Source organism: Halomonas sp. 111 (genome assembly GCF_052379685.1).
Taxonomy (GTDB): Bacteria; Pseudomonadota; Gammaproteobacteria; order Pseudomonadales; family Halomonadaceae; genus Vreelandella; species Vreelandella citrativorans.
This window is the reverse complement of sequence record NZ_JBQSYV010000001.1, coordinates 72,977-87,399: the sequence shown is the minus strand read 5'-3', so window position 1 is coordinate 87,399 and position 14,423 is coordinate 72,977. Positions and strand designations below refer to the sequence as shown.

The window sequence follows — 14,423 nt, the reverse complement described above, 5'->3', positions numbered from 1 at the left end:
TGATGCTGGCACTGGCAAGATGGCTAATGCGAGGGCTGCCTTACGCCGTAGGCGGGGCAGCGCTGGCCACGTTAGTGCCGTGGCTGTTTTGGTTAGGTGCTGCTATTGCTGCTTTGGTAACCCTGCGTAAAGGCTTTGCACCTGCGCTACCGGTTATTATCGCAGCGGCGCTACCCGCCGGTTTTTGGTGGTCGCAAGGCGACGTTATCCCGCTGGCCAGCGTATTGCTGGTAACGCTGATGGCGGTTGTCTTGCGTGAACGGATGCGTTGGAGTGAAGCGTTGCTGGCGGGCACCTTCGTGGCTGCAGCAATGGTACAGTTCGGCATCTTTAGCCTGCCAGGCGACATGGGGCCAATGCTTGAGCAACTACGACAAGGCTCTCCGGACGTTGATCGTATGCTCACAGAGTTGGCTAATCAGGGGTACGATACCCAAATGCTGGCTGCCATTGTGGTAGGGGGCGTTACGGGGCTTGTGGTTCTGATTGCGTCGATTGCATGTTTAGCCTTGGCGCGAAGCTGGCAAGCGGGGTTATATAACCCGGGCGGGTTTCGTGAAGAGTTTCATGCGTTACGACTCGCACCTAAAGAGCTTGCCGTGTTAGCGGTGCTTTGTGTGGTCGGCATGATGCTTGGGGGGCATGCGTTAGCAGTACTCGGCTGGATACCACTACTCGTTGCCGGCATTGCGTTAGTGCATGGTTATATTGGATTAAAGGGGATGAACGGGCTGTGGCTGGTAGCATTTTATGTGCTGCTGATCACGACCTGGCCCACGATTCTCATTGTGCTGCTGTTGGGGCTGATTGATACATTCGCGAACATTCGCGCACGCCTTGCCCGCGGCAACTGACAAGAGGTTTACGAGATGGAAGTCATTCTGCTCGACAACATTGGTAAGCTGGGCGGCCTGGGTGACAAGGTCACTGTTAAGCCTGGTTATGGTCGTAACTACCTGGTGCCTTACGGTTTAGCCGTACCGGCCACCAAAGAGAACGTTGACGCGTTCCAGGCACAGCGTGCTGAGCTTGAAGCTCAAGCGGCTGAGCGTAAAGCAGAAGCCCAAGCCCGCGCTGAGCAGCTGAACGACATCGAGCTTTCGCTTGTGTCTAAAGCTGGCGACGAAGGCAAGTTGTTTGGTTCTATCGGTCCGCGTGATCTGGCCGACGCTATTTCCTCTGCTGGCATCGAGGTTGCCAAGAGCGAAGTGCGTATGCCGCAAGGCCCGATTCGTCAAACTGGCGAATACGACATCGACCTCCACCTGCATGCAGAAGTGGACGCCGTTGTTCGCGTGGTAGTCGTCGCAGAGTAAACTTTGCTGCTGCTATTTACGCCAAAAGGGCGCGGGATTTCCCGCGCCCTTTGTTATTTAAGCCCTGTGTTATTTAAGCCCTGTGCCATTTAAAGAAGGCCTATTTCCAAGCGGCTAGTGGTTTGTTGAAAGCCCTGAGCGTTTAGAAATAACCCTTTATGCGATGACCTAGCGGTGGTTGCTAACGGTTTGTCCGATTAAGATAGTGGTCTTTGTCGGCTATGCTGCACTATTGAAAGGAGCTCGCTATGGACCAGCCTTCTGCTGATCAGGAAACGGCAGCGCTGAAGCTGCCGCCGCATTCGCTGGAGGCGGAGCAGTCGGTGTTAGGCGGGCTAATGCTGGATAATCAGGCGTGGGATACGGTTTCCGAGCGCCTGGTAGCCGATGACTTTTATCGTTATGAGCACCGTTTGGTGTTTAACGTCATGATTCATCTGGCAGAGTCTGGACAACCCCTTGATGTCATCACCTTGTCAGAAGCGCTTGAAGAGCGAGATCACCTGGATACCGTGGGTGGCTTGGCTTTCCTGGCGGAGCTTGCCCGCAATACGCCTTCGGCGAGTAATATTCGCGCCTATTCGGATATTGTGCGTGAGCGGGCAACGCTTAGAAAGCTGATTCGAGCGGCGAATCAGATTGCAGAAGGCGCCTTTGCCCCCCAGGGGCGGCCAGCCGATGAGCTGCTTAATGAAGCTGAGCGGTTGGTTTTTCAGATTGCCGAAGAGCGCCCTAAAACGGGTGGCCCGATTGGCATGAGTGAGCTTCTGACCAAGGCGGTTGATCGCATTGATGAGCTCTTCAACCTGAAGGGCGAAATGACGGGGCTATCAACCGGCTTCCGTGATCTAGATGAAATGACGTCAGGGCTTCAGCCTTCGGACCTGGTCATCATTGCCGGGCGTCCCTCCATGGGTAAAACCACGTTTGCGATGAACCTGGTCGAACACGCGGTTATCGCCAGCGATAAGCCCGTGATGGTGTTCTCCATGGAGATGCCGGCTGAATCGCTGATGCTTAGGGTGCTGTCATCGCTTGGGCGCATCGACCAAACCCGCGTGCGTTCGGGGCAGTTGGAGGATGAGGATTGGCCGCGCCTAACGTCGGCGGTCAATCTGCTTAAAGATAAGCAGCTTTTTATCGATGACACCGCTGCGCTTTCACCTAATGAAATGCGCTCGCGTTTGCGCCGTGTCGTGCGTGAGCACGGCAATATGGCGCTGATCATGATCGACTACCTTCAGTTAATGCAGATCCCCGGTTTTTCTGAAAACCGCACGGGGGAAATATCGGAAATTTCGCGCTCGCTAAAAGGCTTGGCGAAAGAGTTTAAATGTCCGGTAGTGGCGCTTTCTCAGCTTAACCGCTCGCTGGAGCAGCGCCCCAACAAGCGCCCGGTCATGTCTGACTTGCGGGAATCAGGCGCCATCGAGCAGGATGCGGACGTTATCGCCTTCGTCTATCGTGATGAGGTGTATAACCAGGATAATCCAGATAATCAGGGCTTGGCTGAACTCATTATCGGTAAGCAGCGTAACGGGCCTATCGGAACGGTGCATATGGCGTTTATCGGCAAATATACCCGTTTTGAAGACCTGGCTCCCGACAGCTATGGCGAAGCCTTTGGTGACTAGAGTGAGGGTGTGACCAGCATCACGCCCTTGATATATTGAGCATACGGAAAAAGAACGAACGGGAGTAATTCATGGCAGGTGGTTTTCGGCGTGGTAATCGTCAGCGTCTTCCCAAGCTTCAAGGGCGCGGAGAACTTCAGGAATTAGAGCGCGAAGGGCCTTTTAAAGAGTGGCTGGGTATGCCAGACCTTTATCGCTATCAGTTGGTCGTTGATGGTGAGAAGTACAGCTATCAAACAGAAGATGCTGAGCTTCCGGTTGCTATCGGCGATAACGTGGTATTTCGCTACAAAGAGACCAAGGGCGGTAACTGGATTGATCGTAACTCGCTTGGTAAGGCGATTGATCCTTCTGAATATCAGTAGCTTGGCTGTGTTAATAGACTGATGGCCTGAAAACCTCCTGAAAAGTTGCCCTCTTGGTCAATAAGTGCCAATGTAAGGTAACAGGAATGTAATAGGACGCAGTCATGCTGGGTCCTATTGTTGTATCCAATAACAGGAGGGAATCATGGAACTGAAAGCACTTAAACAGTTCGTCGATAGCCACGATAATTTCGAAATTCGCGTTATTACGCATTCGGGTAGTCGTTTTTATCAGCTTGAACTTGAAGATGTAGAAGGCGCGCGGCATATGCTCACCCAACGTGGTAAGCCCATGCTGTTTCGCTCGTTAGATGATGTGTATTTGGAGCTAAAACGTGCGGGTATTCATCGCGCGTACCTGGTTCAACATGTGCCTCAGGACGAAGTTATTGGTCGTGACGCGCATTACAGCGAGCCGCTAGCCTCACGAATGCCGCTGGTTTTTTAAAAAGCGGTTGATGAATCACTCTGTGTATTTACTGAATGCACACACAACAGTTAGCGTAACGTTTTTCCCACCCTCGCCTAAACCCTAATGCGGTGACAGGCAAAGAAACAGCAGCCTGCATTCAACGCTTCTTGCAGGCTCGGTAGCAACAAAGCCCTACCAGCATCCTGGTCAACGCATTGCTTTAACCGCTTAACTTGCCTCTATTCGCCGTGCTTTTCAGGTGTTTTGCTTCTGGCCACCTTGTCGCTATTTTTTTAAGTATCTTCGATCTGCGCTTAAAGCGTATTTGAAGTAAGGCGCGGGGCGGCGGAGTGCCACTTTACCGGTGGTTATACAAATGATGTTGATAGTATAACTTTATGCCGCGCCTTATCGAAAAGTGTTAAGATTTTTGATAATTAGAAGCCGTCTTTGGAGTAAGCGTAATGACCGATAGCGTTGTGGTGGACCTGCCGGGCGAAGGCCGCTTGGCCCATGCATCCAGTGATCATCCGGCCGTGCCGCGGGCAAAAGTAGGTGTAGTTCTGGCTAACCTGGGGACGCCCGATGCCACTGATTATTGGTCGATGCGACGTTATTTAAGTGAGTTTCTCTCCGATAAGCGGGTAGTGGATTATCCCGATTGGAAGTGGCAACCGCTTCTGCAACTGATTATTTTATCCAAGCGGCCTTTTTCGTCGGGTAAAGCGTATAAAAGCATTTGGAACACCGAACAAAACGAAAGCCCGCTACTCACGATCACGCGGGCGCAAACCGAAAAACTGACGGAGCAGCTTAAGGCCTTATACGGCGACAACGTTGAAGTGGATTTCTGTATGCGCTACGGCAATCCTTCAACGCGCAGCGTGTTAACGCGGATGAAAGAAAAGGGCTGTGAGAAGATTGTTTTCTTTCCGCTCTACCCACAGTACGCCTCGCCGACCACTGCAACCGCCAATGATGAGGCGTTTCGCGCCTTAATGAAGATGAAGTGGCAACCCTCTATTCGTACGGTGCCCGCCTATTTTGATCACCCTGCTTATCTACAGGCACTGGCGAATTCAGTAACAGATGTTTATGCCGAACTTGAGGCGCGACCCACCAAGTTAGTCGCCAGCTACCACGGCGTGCCTGAGCGCTATTTGATGGAAGGCGACCCCTACTATTGCCAGTGCCAGAAAACCACACGTCTCTTGGGCGAAACGCTAGGCTTTAGCCAGGAGGAAGTGGATACCACCTTTCAATCACAGTTTGGTCCTGAAAAGTGGGTGGGGCCTGCAACGGTCGAGCACGTAGCCGCGCTTGCCAAGCAGGGTCATAAACATATTGCGATTCTATCGCCTGCTTTCTCCTCCGACTGTGTGGAAACGCTAGAAGAAATCAAGGAGGAGATCCGCGATAGCTTTATGGAAGCAGGCGGCGAAACGTTTAGTTACATTCCCTGCTTAAATGATCGTAATGATCACATAAAGGCGCTGCTGGACATCGTAAATAACGAGCTTTTGGGTTGGCTCCAACAGTCGTAATGAACCGATAATCAAGACGTTATAAACGGCGATGAAGTAACAGTAAGCACGCTATCTATTTGATTTTGAATGATTGCCTGGTAACACGCAGTGGCCTGTTATAGAGTCTACGACTTTATGATCACCTCGCGTGCTTAAAATAAGCGCTGTTACTCTACGGCTTTCGGCGTGCTTGTTAAAATCTGGTCCGAGCGCTTAAGGCAGAGTTATTGACATAGAGCTCTTAAGACAGGGTGCTTGAGACAGAGCAGTTAAGAGAGAGCAGTGAACAGGGATGATGATCGCTACTCACCGCGAGAGGAATTGATGCTCAACGAACCCGCTTCATCATGGGGCAGATACACAGGAGATATCGCTAGATGCAATTCGCCGTTTTGATGGGGTTTGTATTAGCCGCGTTGGCACCACTTATGCAGCGCTGGTTTGCAGACCGTACGAGTATGGTATTGGCCCTTTTTCCTGCGCTCATTGCTGCGTGGCTGTTTTCTCAAGCACCCACAATCATCAATGACGGCCCGCTGCTAATGGAGTGGCAGTGGGTGCCTTCGTTAGGTATCAGCCTCACCTTTATGCTGGATGGTTTGTCCTTACTGTTCGGCTTGTTAATCAGCGTTATTGGCGCGTGCGTATTGGTGTATGCGGGGAGTTACTTAAAAGGCCACCCGGATATCGCGCGGTTTCATATCGCGCTGATGGCTTTTATGGTGTCCATGCTGGGGCTAGTGTTGGCCGATGGGCTGATTACGCTGTTTATTTTTTGGGAGTTAACCAGCGTTACTTCGTACCTGCTGATCGGGTTTAACCATACCGATATGCAGGCGCGTAAGTCGGCTCGCCAAGGGCTTTTTGTCACTTTTGCGGGTGGACTTGCGTTGATGGCCGGGCTTATCTTGCTGGGCATCGCCAGCGACCAGTGGTCGTTAACCGATATTCGCGCAATGGAAACCGACCTGCGAGAGCATGCCCTTTATACGCCCATGCTTATCTGTTTGCTGTTGGGCGCTTTCACTAAATCAGCTCAGTTTCCCTTTCATTTCTGGCTGCCCAACGCCATGGCAGCACCTACACCTGTCTCGGCTTATTTGCACTCCGCCACCATGGTGAAAGCCGGTATTTACCTCATGGCAAGGCTTCAGCCTGAACTGGGTGGAACGGCACTTTGGATAAGCATCCTCTCTGTGGTGGGCGCTATTACGCTGCTGCTGGGCGCTTTCCTGGCTATCCATCACACGAACATTAAAAAGCTGCTGGCTTACTCAACCATTATGGCGCTCGGTACATTGACGATGCTGCTGGGCATTGGCACCGAGTACGCCATGACAGCATTCGTAACTTTTTTGCTCGCACACTCCCTGTACAAAGGGGCGCTGTTCATGGTGGCCGGTATTCTCGATCATGAAACGGGCACCAAGGATGTCACGGCAATGGGCGGGTTAAGGTCTCTGATGCCGGTGACGGCCACCATTGCATTGATAGCGGCGCTATCACTTGCTGGGGTGCCGCCGTTGCTTGGCTTTATTGGCAAAGAGCTTAAGTTTGAAGCGGTGCTGGGCGCAGGGGATTTTCAAGGCTTGCTAGTCGTGTTCGCATTTGTCAGCGCGATTATGACTATCGCCGTGGCGGCGATTGTTGCGCTACGGCCTTTCTACGGCAAGCGTCACGAAACCCCAAAAACGCCGCATGAAGCACCTTTCGGCATGTTAATGGGACCCGCACTGCTAAGCGTAGGCTCGCTGGTTTTTGGTCTGGCGCCCGCCATGTTTGGCGTTGACGCTCTTTTAACGTCAGCGGCAAGTGCGGTGGCAGGGCAGCCGAGAGTAGTGGCGCTGTCACTTTGGTACGGCGTTAATGCGGCGCTGATAATGTCCGTTGTTAGCTTGGGGTTGGGCTTTTTGCTGTTCAAGTACTGGGACAACGTACGAGGCAAGCTAACGTTGCTGACCCCTGTTATGCGTTACGGCCCGGAAGCGGGCTATGAAGGCTTGTTAAATGGCCTGGTTCGGTTTGCGGAATGGCAAACCCGTGTGCTGCAAAATGGCTATATGCGCAACTATATTTTAGTCATGCTGGTCGTGCTGATTACGCTGTTGGGTAACTCCATTCTGGTGCGCCACTCTCCGCTGTTAGCCTTTGAACTTGATGTACGGTTTCATGAGGCTATCGTCGTTGGCACAATGGTGATGGGTGCCCTATATGCAACAATCACCCGCTCCCGGCTGGGTGCTGTCGTGTCAGTGGGTATTATGGGGTTCTCAATCGCGCTGGTCTTTATTCTTTTCAGCGCCCCTGACCTTGGGATCACCCAGCTTCTGGTTGAAACGCTCACGGTTATTTTACTGGTGCTGGTACTGTTCAGACTGCCTCGCTTCTCGCATCTTTCGACCAGCCTGGAGCGTATTCGCGATGGCTCGGTAGCTGCGATGATGGGGATATTAATTTTCCTTCTGATCATGACGGCCTGGAGTATTAACCAGTTCGAGTCCATTTCTACCTATATGGTTGAAAACAGCGCACCGCTCGCTTTTGGCCGTAACATCGTCAACGTCATTTTGGTGGATTACCGGGCGCTGGATACGTTGGGCGAGATGTTTGTACTGGCGCTAGCCGCCATTGGCGTTATCGCTATGCTGAAGCTGCGCCACGAGCCAGAAAGCGCTAAGCCCACCAATGACAGCGGGAATACTGATAGCAGGGAGCCGTACGATGGTTAAATCGGGAACGATTATTTTAAACACGGCGGCCCGCTTTCTAATGCCGCTACAGCTCATGTTTTCGATATTTTTGCTGCTTCGTGGACACGACGAGCCCGGCGGTGGGTTTATTGCAGGGTTAGTAGCGGCGGGGGCGTTTACCTTGTATCTGCTGGCGTTTGGCGTCAGTGCCACAAAAGAGGTTTTACGGATGGTCGACCCTCGCGACTTGATTGGCGTGGGGCTGTTGTTAGGCATGATTTCTGTTGTACCTGCCTGGTTTATGGGTCAGCCGTTTTTAACCGCGCAGTGGTGGACCATTCCGGTTATTGATTTTAAAGCCTCCACCCCGCTGATTTTTGATATTGGCGTTTACTTGGCGGTGTTGGGAGCGGTGATTGGTATGGTGATGGCGTTGATGGAGGTGGATAAGGATGAGCCTTAACATAACAGGAGGATTCGCATGGAACCGGTAATGGCGCTAGCGATTGGGGTTATGTATGCCACCGCTATTTTTATGATGCTGCGACGCTCCATTGTAAAACTGGTTATTGGGCTACTGCTGCTTTCCAACGCTGCTAACTTATTGATCTTTACTACTGCCGGAATGACGCGGGGCGCGCCACCGCTGATTCCAGAAGGTATGGTTCAGCCTATGGGCGATGTCGCTGACCCGTTGCCCCAAGCCGTTGTACTGACGGCTATCGTTATCGCATTTGGTGTGCTGGCCTTTGCTGTTGTATTGATTCGTCGTGCCTATGAAGTGGTGAAGGCTGATGACATGGATAAGATGAAGGATACTGATACGTGAGGCCTGAAGTTGCTCTTCCCGTCCTTTTACCCTTACTTTCAGGGGCTATTTCACTACTGTTTTGGCGTTCAAGGCCAATGCAGCGCTTTATCGCAGTCGCTGGAAATATAGCATTTCTGATCGTTAGCCTTTGGCTGTTTACGACAACCCTTTCCGAAGGCTATGTCACCATGCAAATGGGCAGCTGGCCTGCGCCGTTTGGGATTACGCTCATCGCCGATATGTTAAGTGCGGTGATGGTGCTACTGACCGGTATCATCGGGCTCGCCATGGGGATTTACTCCTTGGCGACGACCGGCCGTGGCCATGAAAAGTTTGGCTACTATCCGTTAATGCACTTGTTGTTAGCCGGGGTGGCGGGAGCCTTTTTGACCGGCGATATCTTCAACCTGTATGTATGGTTTGAAGTAATGCTGGTGGCCTCTTTTGCGCTACTGATTTTGGGCGGCGAGCGGGCCCAGATGGAGGGAGCAATAAAGTACGTAACGCTTAACCTGCTGGCGTCGGTGATCTTTCTGACAGCGGTGGGGCTGCTGTACGGCACGGTCGGTACGCTTAACATGGCCGATATCGCACTGCGCATGAATGCCGTTGAGCACAACGGGATGGTCGAGGTACTCGCGGTGATGTTTATGGTGGCCTTTGGGATCAAGGCGGCGGCCTTTCCGCTCTTTTTCTGGCTGCCTGCGTCTTACCATACGCCGCCGGTTGCCGTTTCAGCGCTGTTCGCAGGCCTTCTCACCAAAGTAGGCGTATATTCACTGTTCCGCGTGTTTACCTTGATCTTTGACCAGTCGATGGACTACCTACAGGAAATAATGTTGTGGGGGGCGGTGCTTACCATGGTGACCGGGGTGCTGGGTGCGGCTGCTCAATATGAGTTTCGGCGTATTTTGTCGTTTCATATCGTCAGCCAGATTGGTTATATGATTCTGGGCTTGGCGCTGTATACACCCTTGGCGATTGCTGGCGGCGTGTTTGCCATCATGCACAATATTATTGTCAAGACGAACCTGTTTTTGATTAGCGGTATCACTCACCGCTTACAGGGCACGTACCAGCTAAAAAAGATGGGTGGGCTTTATAAAGAGCGCCCTTGGCTTGCCGTTGCGTTTTTTATCTCAGCATTTTCCCTCGCGGGGGTTCCTCCGTTATCCGGATTCTTCGCCAAGTTTGTCATTGTGCGGGCAGGTATTGAAGCCGAGGCGTATGTGATTACTGCCATTGCCTTGGGTGTGGGGTTATTAACGCTCTACTCCATGGTCAAGATATGGAACGAAGTCTTCTGGAAATCCTTGCCAGACGATAATCAGGTGCCTGTATCGAATACACCCTCTGGGGATGACGGGCGGCTTATTAAACCCAGCCTGTGGATGATGTATTTGCCCGTGGTGGTGCTGGCTCTGTTTTCAGTGCTAATCGGGGTTTTTGCTGAACCCATCATGAGCGTGATGACCACTATTGGTGACCAATTGCTGGCCCCCAGAGGCTATATTGATGCGGTGTTGGGCGTATCCGCGAGTGTTGAGGATGCGCTACTGATACCAGGCGAGTTGCAGGTAGAAATAATAGGCGGGGGGGACGCGCCATGACCGGTGCTATTTGGAACCTGCTGTTAGGATTGGCGTGGGTGCTACTAAGCGGCGACTTCACTGGCTTAAACCTGCTGGTAGGCATGATTTTCGGCTATATCACGCTGGTGATGATTGAGCCGCAAGTCAGCGCATTAAAAGGCTACCCGGCCAGGATTCCGCGCATTATTGGCTTTCTGGGCTTTTTTCTAAAGGAGCTTGTTCAAGCCAACCTGCGTGTTGCCTTTGATATTGTGACGCCGCCTTGGCACATGCAGCCAGGCGTGATTGCCATGCCGCTTTCCGCACGCACTGAAATGGAAATTACCCTGGTGGCTAATCTGATCTCTTTAACCCCAGGAACGCTGAGCCTGGACGTCTCTGATGACCGCAAGGTGCTTTATATCCACGCCATGTTTCTTGATGATGAAGAAGAGCTAAGACGTAACTTAAAAGAAATGGAGCATCGAGCCTTGGAGTTATTTCGCTAATGGATACGGTTCTCTTGATTAGCCAGATCATTATGGGGCTGGCGCTAGTGTTGACATTTGTGCGTGTGGTGCGCGGGCCAAGCCTGCCTGACCGAGTGGTGGCGCTTGAGCTTTTTTCTACTACGGTGGTCGGGCTGGTAGGCGTTTACGCCATTCAATCCGGGGTAGCCAGCTTTCTGGATGCCGCGATCGTTATTGCGCTAATGGGCTTTCTAGCCGCGATTGGCTTTGCACGCTTTTTGGAACGGGGAGGGCCTCGCGATGATTGAAACGATTAAAGGTGCGCTATTGCTGACAGGCTCTTTATTTATGCTCCTGGCGGCTATTGGCTTGCTACGTTTGCCGGATCTACTAACGCGTATGCATGCCACTACCAAAGCGGCGGCATTAGGCGTTATTTTGATCATGCTGGCATCGGCAATGCATTTTTCTGAGGTAGGCGTGGTCGCTCGCTCCTTTGCGATTATCGTGTTTATCCTGATGACAGCCCCCGTTGCGGCGCATGTGATAGGACGGGCGGGTTACTTTGTGGGCTCTCGACTTTGGAGTGGTACGGTCAAGGATGAGCTTCGTCCCAACTACGACCCGTTAACCCATGAATTAAAAAGCGGTATGGAAACGAATGAAAATGCTAAACGTCAGCCACGAGCGACGGATCCCGACTGATGTCTTGCACTAATTTAGCGGCTAGTAAATAACCAATCGGTAAGAAGCCACCTTCGGGTGGTTTTTTTATAACACAATGTATCAGCAGGAAATGTCAGCGCCGTGACTTTATCTGGTGAAAGGTTGGTAGGCAGGGTTTACGCCACAACGGCTAAGCACGCGTTGTTTTCGTACAAATTCTGGTATCTGCTTGTTTTCCAGGCCATCATCAGGCATGCCAAGGACAGCCCAGGAAGAGACACCATGTTGCCCAAGATTAATTTGCCATTACGTCGCGCTTTTTGTCATACATCACTGGTAGTTACTGCCGGGGTGCTATCGGTAATGTTTAGCGGAAGCCTCTACGCTAACCCGCAGTTGATGACAGAAGTGGATGCCCGCGGTGCCGAAGAGCTACGCTATGCCAACTTTGAACAGTGGCGCAATGAGTTCCGTCGTTATGCAGCTGCTCAGGGGATCAGTGAATCAACGCTAGCCACCGGACTGGATAACGTGCGCTACCGTGAACGGGTGATTGAACTGGACCGTTACCAGCCGGAGTTTGTGCGGCCTATTTGGGAATATCTCGACACTGCCGCCTCCGATACGCGCGTCAATGCCGGCCGTGAGAAACTTGACGCCCACCGCCAGACGGCATTAGAAATGCAGCAACGCTACGGCGTGCCCTCTGAAATCATCGTGGCGATTTGGGGCATCGAGAGCAATTACGGAAGCAATTTTGGTGATTTCTCAACCCTTGAGGCGCTCGCTACCCTGGCATACGACGGGCGTCGCCGGGATTTTGCACGCGGTGAACTGCTTGCGGCGTTACGTATTATTGACCAGGGCGATATCGCAGCCGAGCAAATGGAAGGCTCTTGGGCGGGGGCTATGGGGCATACCCAGTTCATCCCCAGTAGCTTTGAAGCTTATGCCGTGGATGGTGATAACAATGGCCGCCGTGATATCTGGGGCAGTATCCCCGATGTGATGGCTTCCACCGCCAACTATCTGGCGCGGGCAGGTTGGCAAGCAGGCGAACCCTGGGGGGTTGAGTTAGCTCTTCCTGCATCGTTTGATTATTCACAGACCGAGCGCCGCAGTAGCGCCGAGTGGGCGAGTCAGGGTGTACGTGCTTTGCAGGGTGAACTGCCCAATTTCGAGAGCGCGGCCATCGTCATTCCGGCCGGGGCTGAAGGGCCCGCCTTTTTGGTAGGCGCTAATTTTCGAGCGATTTTGCGCTATAACAATGCCACCAGCTACGCCCTGGCCGTGGCGACGTTGGCTGATAAAATTGCCGGGCGTGAGGGAATACGCCAGACATGGCCGCGAGGGCAGACACCTTTAACCCGCGACGATGTCAAAGAACTCCAGCGGCGCTTGAATGAAGCGGGCTATTCGGTAGGCAGGGCTGACGGTGTGATGGGGCCCAATACACGCCAAGGCGTGCGTGACTTTCAACGCAGCCAAGGGCTGACGCCGGATGGCTTCGCTACTCAGGCGCTGCTTGAAAGGCTGCGCTAGGTGCGTAGTTAATGATTAATCACTTATTTCACCAAGGATGATGCTATGGGATTTGTGGCAAAAACGCTGTTAAGTAGTGTGCTGGTAAGTGCATTAGCCGCCAGCGCAGTGGCAAGCGATGATGATAAAGTGTTTGGCTGGGTTGAAAATGCCACCATAGAGCCTTGGGGCATCATGGTGAAGGCCAAGCTTGATAGTGGTGCCCTGACGTCATCTCTGGATGCGCGTGATATCGAAGTGTTTGAGAAAGAGGGCGAGGAGTGGGTGCGCTTTCGCTTAAAGCTAACAGACCAGCAGAACGACGAAGTGTTTAGCGACCGTCTTGAACGGCCGCTCTATCGTGAGTTGGCAGTGCGCGGTGCGGGCGGACGTGATGAGCGCCCCGTTGTATTAATGAATGTGTGCATGGGCGATACGGTTTACGAAGAGCAATTTAGCCTACGTGATCGCGAAGAAATGCATTATCCACTGCTGCTTGGCCGGCGTACCATCAGCCATTTAGGCTTGCTGGACGTGCGCGAAACATTCCAGCAAGAGCCATCCTGCAGTGACGATGCTGAGGTAGTGCCTCACGATCCAGAAGACCAGCAAGCCTAGGTATTGAGCTCTAAAACAGCCGTGACAGCAACGCTGTGACGGCTGTTTCAACGCGTAAAATGCGCGGCCCAAGATGCATCCCCTCACAGCCAGCGTCCAGCAGTTTCTCAACTTCCCATGGGATAAACCCACCTTCTGGGCCGACCAACAGCAGCGTATTGTCGCTGATGCCACGTGGGCAGGCCATCGGCATGCCCGGGTGAGCCACAAGGCCACGGCGACCGCGAAGTAAAGCAGGCAGTTGCTCTTCAAGAAAGGGCCGAAAGCCTTTGGTCAGTGTCACGCTCGGTAGTTGGGTATCACGTGCTTGTTCTAGGCCCAGCACCAGGTGCTGATGAATTTTCTCGGGAAGAAGCTCTGGTGATTGCCAATAGCTTTTCTCTACGCGCTTGGTATGCAGTAAAGTAATTTCCTTCACCCCTAGCGCTGTCACATGCTCAAGCGTTCGCGCCAGCATGCGTGGTCGAGGTAGCGCGAGTACCAAGTGCACGGGAAGAGTGGGGGGAGGCACGTCTGCTAACGGGTCAAGGGCAAATACGGCAAGCTCAGTGGTTAATTCGACCAGCTGTGCCTTTCCCATTAAGCCACCCTGAACACCCACCGTTAACCGGTCACCGAGGGCGGCGCGATGGATATCGCGTAAATGCGCTAATCTGCGTGCGTCTGTTATGCGCGCATGGCCCTGGTGGTCGAGGTCGCTGGGGTGAAGCAAAATCAAATTCATAATCGGCATCTATTGGTCGAAGGGTGGGCACACTGTTGCGCAATATTCTACTCACATGGCTTGCATGGGCGCGTGGTGCAGGCACAATAATAGCATTGG

The 14,423-nt window shown here is 52.7% G+C and carries 16 protein-coding genes; 15 read left to right on the top strand and 1 reads right to left on the bottom strand.

The window, feature by feature from the left end:
* Nucleotides 1-2: 2 nt before the first annotated feature.
* The 15 genes from ACT3T7_RS00415 to rloA3 all read left to right on the top strand — a co-directional run bounded on the left by ACT3T7_RS00415 (nt 3) and on the right by rloA3 (nt 13,600).
* On the top strand, nt 3-854 hold the full coding sequence (locus ACT3T7_RS00415; RefSeq protein WP_087107798.1) for a hypothetical protein: 852 nt from the start codon (nt 3-5) through the stop codon (nt 852-854).
* Nucleotides 855-869: 15 nt separating this feature from the next.
* On the top strand, nt 870-1,316 hold the full coding sequence (rplI, locus tag ACT3T7_RS00410) for a 50S ribosomal protein L9 (RefSeq protein WP_172116091.1): 447 nt from the start codon (nt 870-872) through the stop codon (nt 1,314-1,316).
* A 248-nt stretch (nt 1,317-1,564) separates the two neighbouring features.
* Nucleotides 1,565-2,950, top strand: a complete 1,386-nt coding sequence (gene dnaB / locus ACT3T7_RS00405; RefSeq protein ID WP_193057058.1) for a replicative DNA helicase — start codon at nt 1,565-1,567, stop codon at nt 2,948-2,950.
* A gap of 71 nt (nt 2,951-3,021) precedes the next feature.
* Entirely contained in the window at nt 3,022-3,315 is a 294-nt protein-coding gene (locus ACT3T7_RS00400; RefSeq protein WP_087107793.1) for a hypothetical protein, read from the top strand.
* A 145-nt stretch (nt 3,316-3,460) separates the two neighbouring features.
* Nucleotides 3,461-3,763 (top strand): DUF6482 family protein, encoded by a 303-nt coding sequence (locus tag ACT3T7_RS00395; RefSeq protein WP_172116093.1) that lies wholly within the window; start codon nt 3,461-3,463, stop codon nt 3,761-3,763.
* Nucleotides 3,764-4,191: 428 nt separating this feature from the next.
* Nucleotides 4,192-5,271, top strand: a complete 1,080-nt coding sequence (hemH, locus tag ACT3T7_RS00390; RefSeq protein ID WP_444629734.1) for a ferrochelatase — start codon at nt 4,192-4,194, stop codon at nt 5,269-5,271.
* A 359-nt stretch (nt 5,272-5,630) separates the two neighbouring features.
* On the top strand, nt 5,631-7,982 hold the full coding sequence (locus ACT3T7_RS00385; RefSeq protein ID WP_444629733.1) for a putative monovalent cation/H+ antiporter subunit A: 2,352 nt from the start codon (nt 5,631-5,633) through the stop codon (nt 7,980-7,982).
* Entirely contained in the window at nt 7,975-8,406 is a 432-nt protein-coding gene (locus ACT3T7_RS00380) for a Na+/H+ antiporter subunit B (RefSeq protein WP_087107785.1), read from the top strand. Before ACT3T7_RS00385 ends, ACT3T7_RS00380 begins: the two co-directional genes overlap by 8 nt.
* An 18-nt stretch (nt 8,407-8,424) precedes the next feature.
* Nucleotides 8,425-8,772, top strand: a complete 348-nt coding sequence (locus ACT3T7_RS00375) for a Na+/H+ antiporter subunit C (RefSeq protein ID WP_172116096.1) — start codon at nt 8,425-8,427, stop codon at nt 8,770-8,772.
* The gene (locus ACT3T7_RS00370) at nt 8,769-10,364 is read left to right on the top strand and encodes a Na+/H+ antiporter subunit D (protein ID WP_444629732.1); all 1,596 of its coding nucleotides are present in this window, start codon (nt 8,769-8,771) and stop codon (nt 10,362-10,364) included. Before ACT3T7_RS00375 ends, ACT3T7_RS00370 begins: the two co-directional genes overlap by 4 nt.
* Nucleotides 10,361-10,834, top strand: coding sequence for a Na+/H+ antiporter subunit E (locus ACT3T7_RS00365; RefSeq protein ID WP_193057055.1), 474 nt, complete (start codon nt 10,361-10,363; stop codon nt 10,832-10,834). Before ACT3T7_RS00370 ends, ACT3T7_RS00365 begins: the two co-directional genes overlap by 4 nt.
* The gene (locus ACT3T7_RS00360) at nt 10,834-11,103 is read left to right on the top strand and encodes a monovalent cation/H+ antiporter complex subunit F (protein WP_192527952.1); all 270 of its coding nucleotides are present in this window, start codon (nt 10,834-10,836) and stop codon (nt 11,101-11,103) included. Before ACT3T7_RS00365 ends, ACT3T7_RS00360 begins: the two co-directional genes overlap by 1 nt.
* A complete protein-coding gene (mnhG, locus tag ACT3T7_RS00355; protein WP_193055000.1) occupies nt 11,096-11,500 on the top strand; it encodes a monovalent cation/H(+) antiporter subunit G in 405 nt (134 codons plus the stop codon). Before ACT3T7_RS00360 ends, mnhG begins: the two co-directional genes overlap by 8 nt.
* A gap of 324 nt (nt 11,501-11,824) precedes the next feature.
* Nucleotides 11,825-13,003 carry a lytic murein transglycosylase gene (locus ACT3T7_RS00350; protein ID WP_444629843.1) on the top strand — a complete coding sequence of 393 codons (1,179 nt, stop codon included), beginning with the start codon at nt 11,825-11,827 and terminating at the stop codon, nt 13,001-13,003.
* A gap of 45 nt (nt 13,004-13,048) precedes the next feature.
* A complete protein-coding gene (rloA3, locus tag ACT3T7_RS00345) occupies nt 13,049-13,600 on the top strand; it encodes a retropepsin-like aspartic peptidase RloA3 (RefSeq protein WP_172116101.1) in 552 nt (183 codons plus the stop codon).
* 10 nt (nt 13,601-13,610) lie between these two features.
* Here the strand turns inward: rloA3 and ACT3T7_RS00340 are convergent, their stop codons facing one another.
* Nucleotides 13,611-14,324 carry a 16S rRNA (uracil(1498)-N(3))-methyltransferase gene (locus ACT3T7_RS00340; RefSeq protein WP_444629731.1) on the bottom strand — a complete coding sequence of 238 codons (714 nt, stop codon included), beginning with the start codon at nt 14,322-14,324 and terminating at the stop codon, nt 13,611-13,613.
* Between the last annotated feature and the right edge of the window lie 99 nt (nt 14,325-14,423).

Coding starts and splice junctions, on each gene's coding strand:
- ACT3T7_RS00415 (WP_087107798.1), top strand. CDS start 3: ATGCTGGCACTGGCAAGATGGCTAATGCGAGGGCTGCCTTACGCCGTA.
- rplI (WP_172116091.1), top strand. CDS start 870: ATGGAAGTCATTCTGCTCGACAACATTGGTAAGCTGGGCGGCCTGGGT.
- dnaB (WP_193057058.1), top strand. CDS start 1,565: ATGGACCAGCCTTCTGCTGATCAGGAAACGGCAGCGCTGAAGCTGCCG.
- ACT3T7_RS00400 (WP_087107793.1), top strand. CDS start 3,022: ATGGCAGGTGGTTTTCGGCGTGGTAATCGTCAGCGTCTTCCCAAGCTT.
- ACT3T7_RS00395 (WP_172116093.1), top strand. CDS start 3,461: ATGGAACTGAAAGCACTTAAACAGTTCGTCGATAGCCACGATAATTTC.
- hemH (WP_444629734.1), top strand. CDS start 4,192: ATGACCGATAGCGTTGTGGTGGACCTGCCGGGCGAAGGCCGCTTGGCC.
- ACT3T7_RS00385 (WP_444629733.1), top strand. CDS start 5,631: ATGCAATTCGCCGTTTTGATGGGGTTTGTATTAGCCGCGTTGGCACCA.
- ACT3T7_RS00380 (WP_087107785.1), top strand. CDS start 7,975: ATGGTTAAATCGGGAACGATTATTTTAAACACGGCGGCCCGCTTTCTA.
- ACT3T7_RS00375 (WP_172116096.1), top strand. CDS start 8,425: ATGGAACCGGTAATGGCGCTAGCGATTGGGGTTATGTATGCCACCGCT.
- ACT3T7_RS00365 (WP_193057055.1), top strand. CDS start 10,361: ATGACCGGTGCTATTTGGAACCTGCTGTTAGGATTGGCGTGGGTGCTA.
- ACT3T7_RS00360 (WP_192527952.1), top strand. CDS start 10,834: ATGGATACGGTTCTCTTGATTAGCCAGATCATTATGGGGCTGGCGCTA.
- mnhG (WP_193055000.1), top strand. CDS start 11,096: ATGATTGAAACGATTAAAGGTGCGCTATTGCTGACAGGCTCTTTATTT.
- ACT3T7_RS00350 (WP_444629843.1), top strand. CDS start 11,825: ATGTTTAGCGGAAGCCTCTACGCTAACCCGCAGTTGATGACAGAAGTG.
- rloA3 (WP_172116101.1), top strand. CDS start 13,049: ATGGGATTTGTGGCAAAAACGCTGTTAAGTAGTGTGCTGGTAAGTGCA.
- ACT3T7_RS00340 (WP_444629731.1), bottom strand. CDS start 14,324: ATGAATTTGATTTTGCTTCACCCCAGCGACCTCGACCACCAGGGCCAT.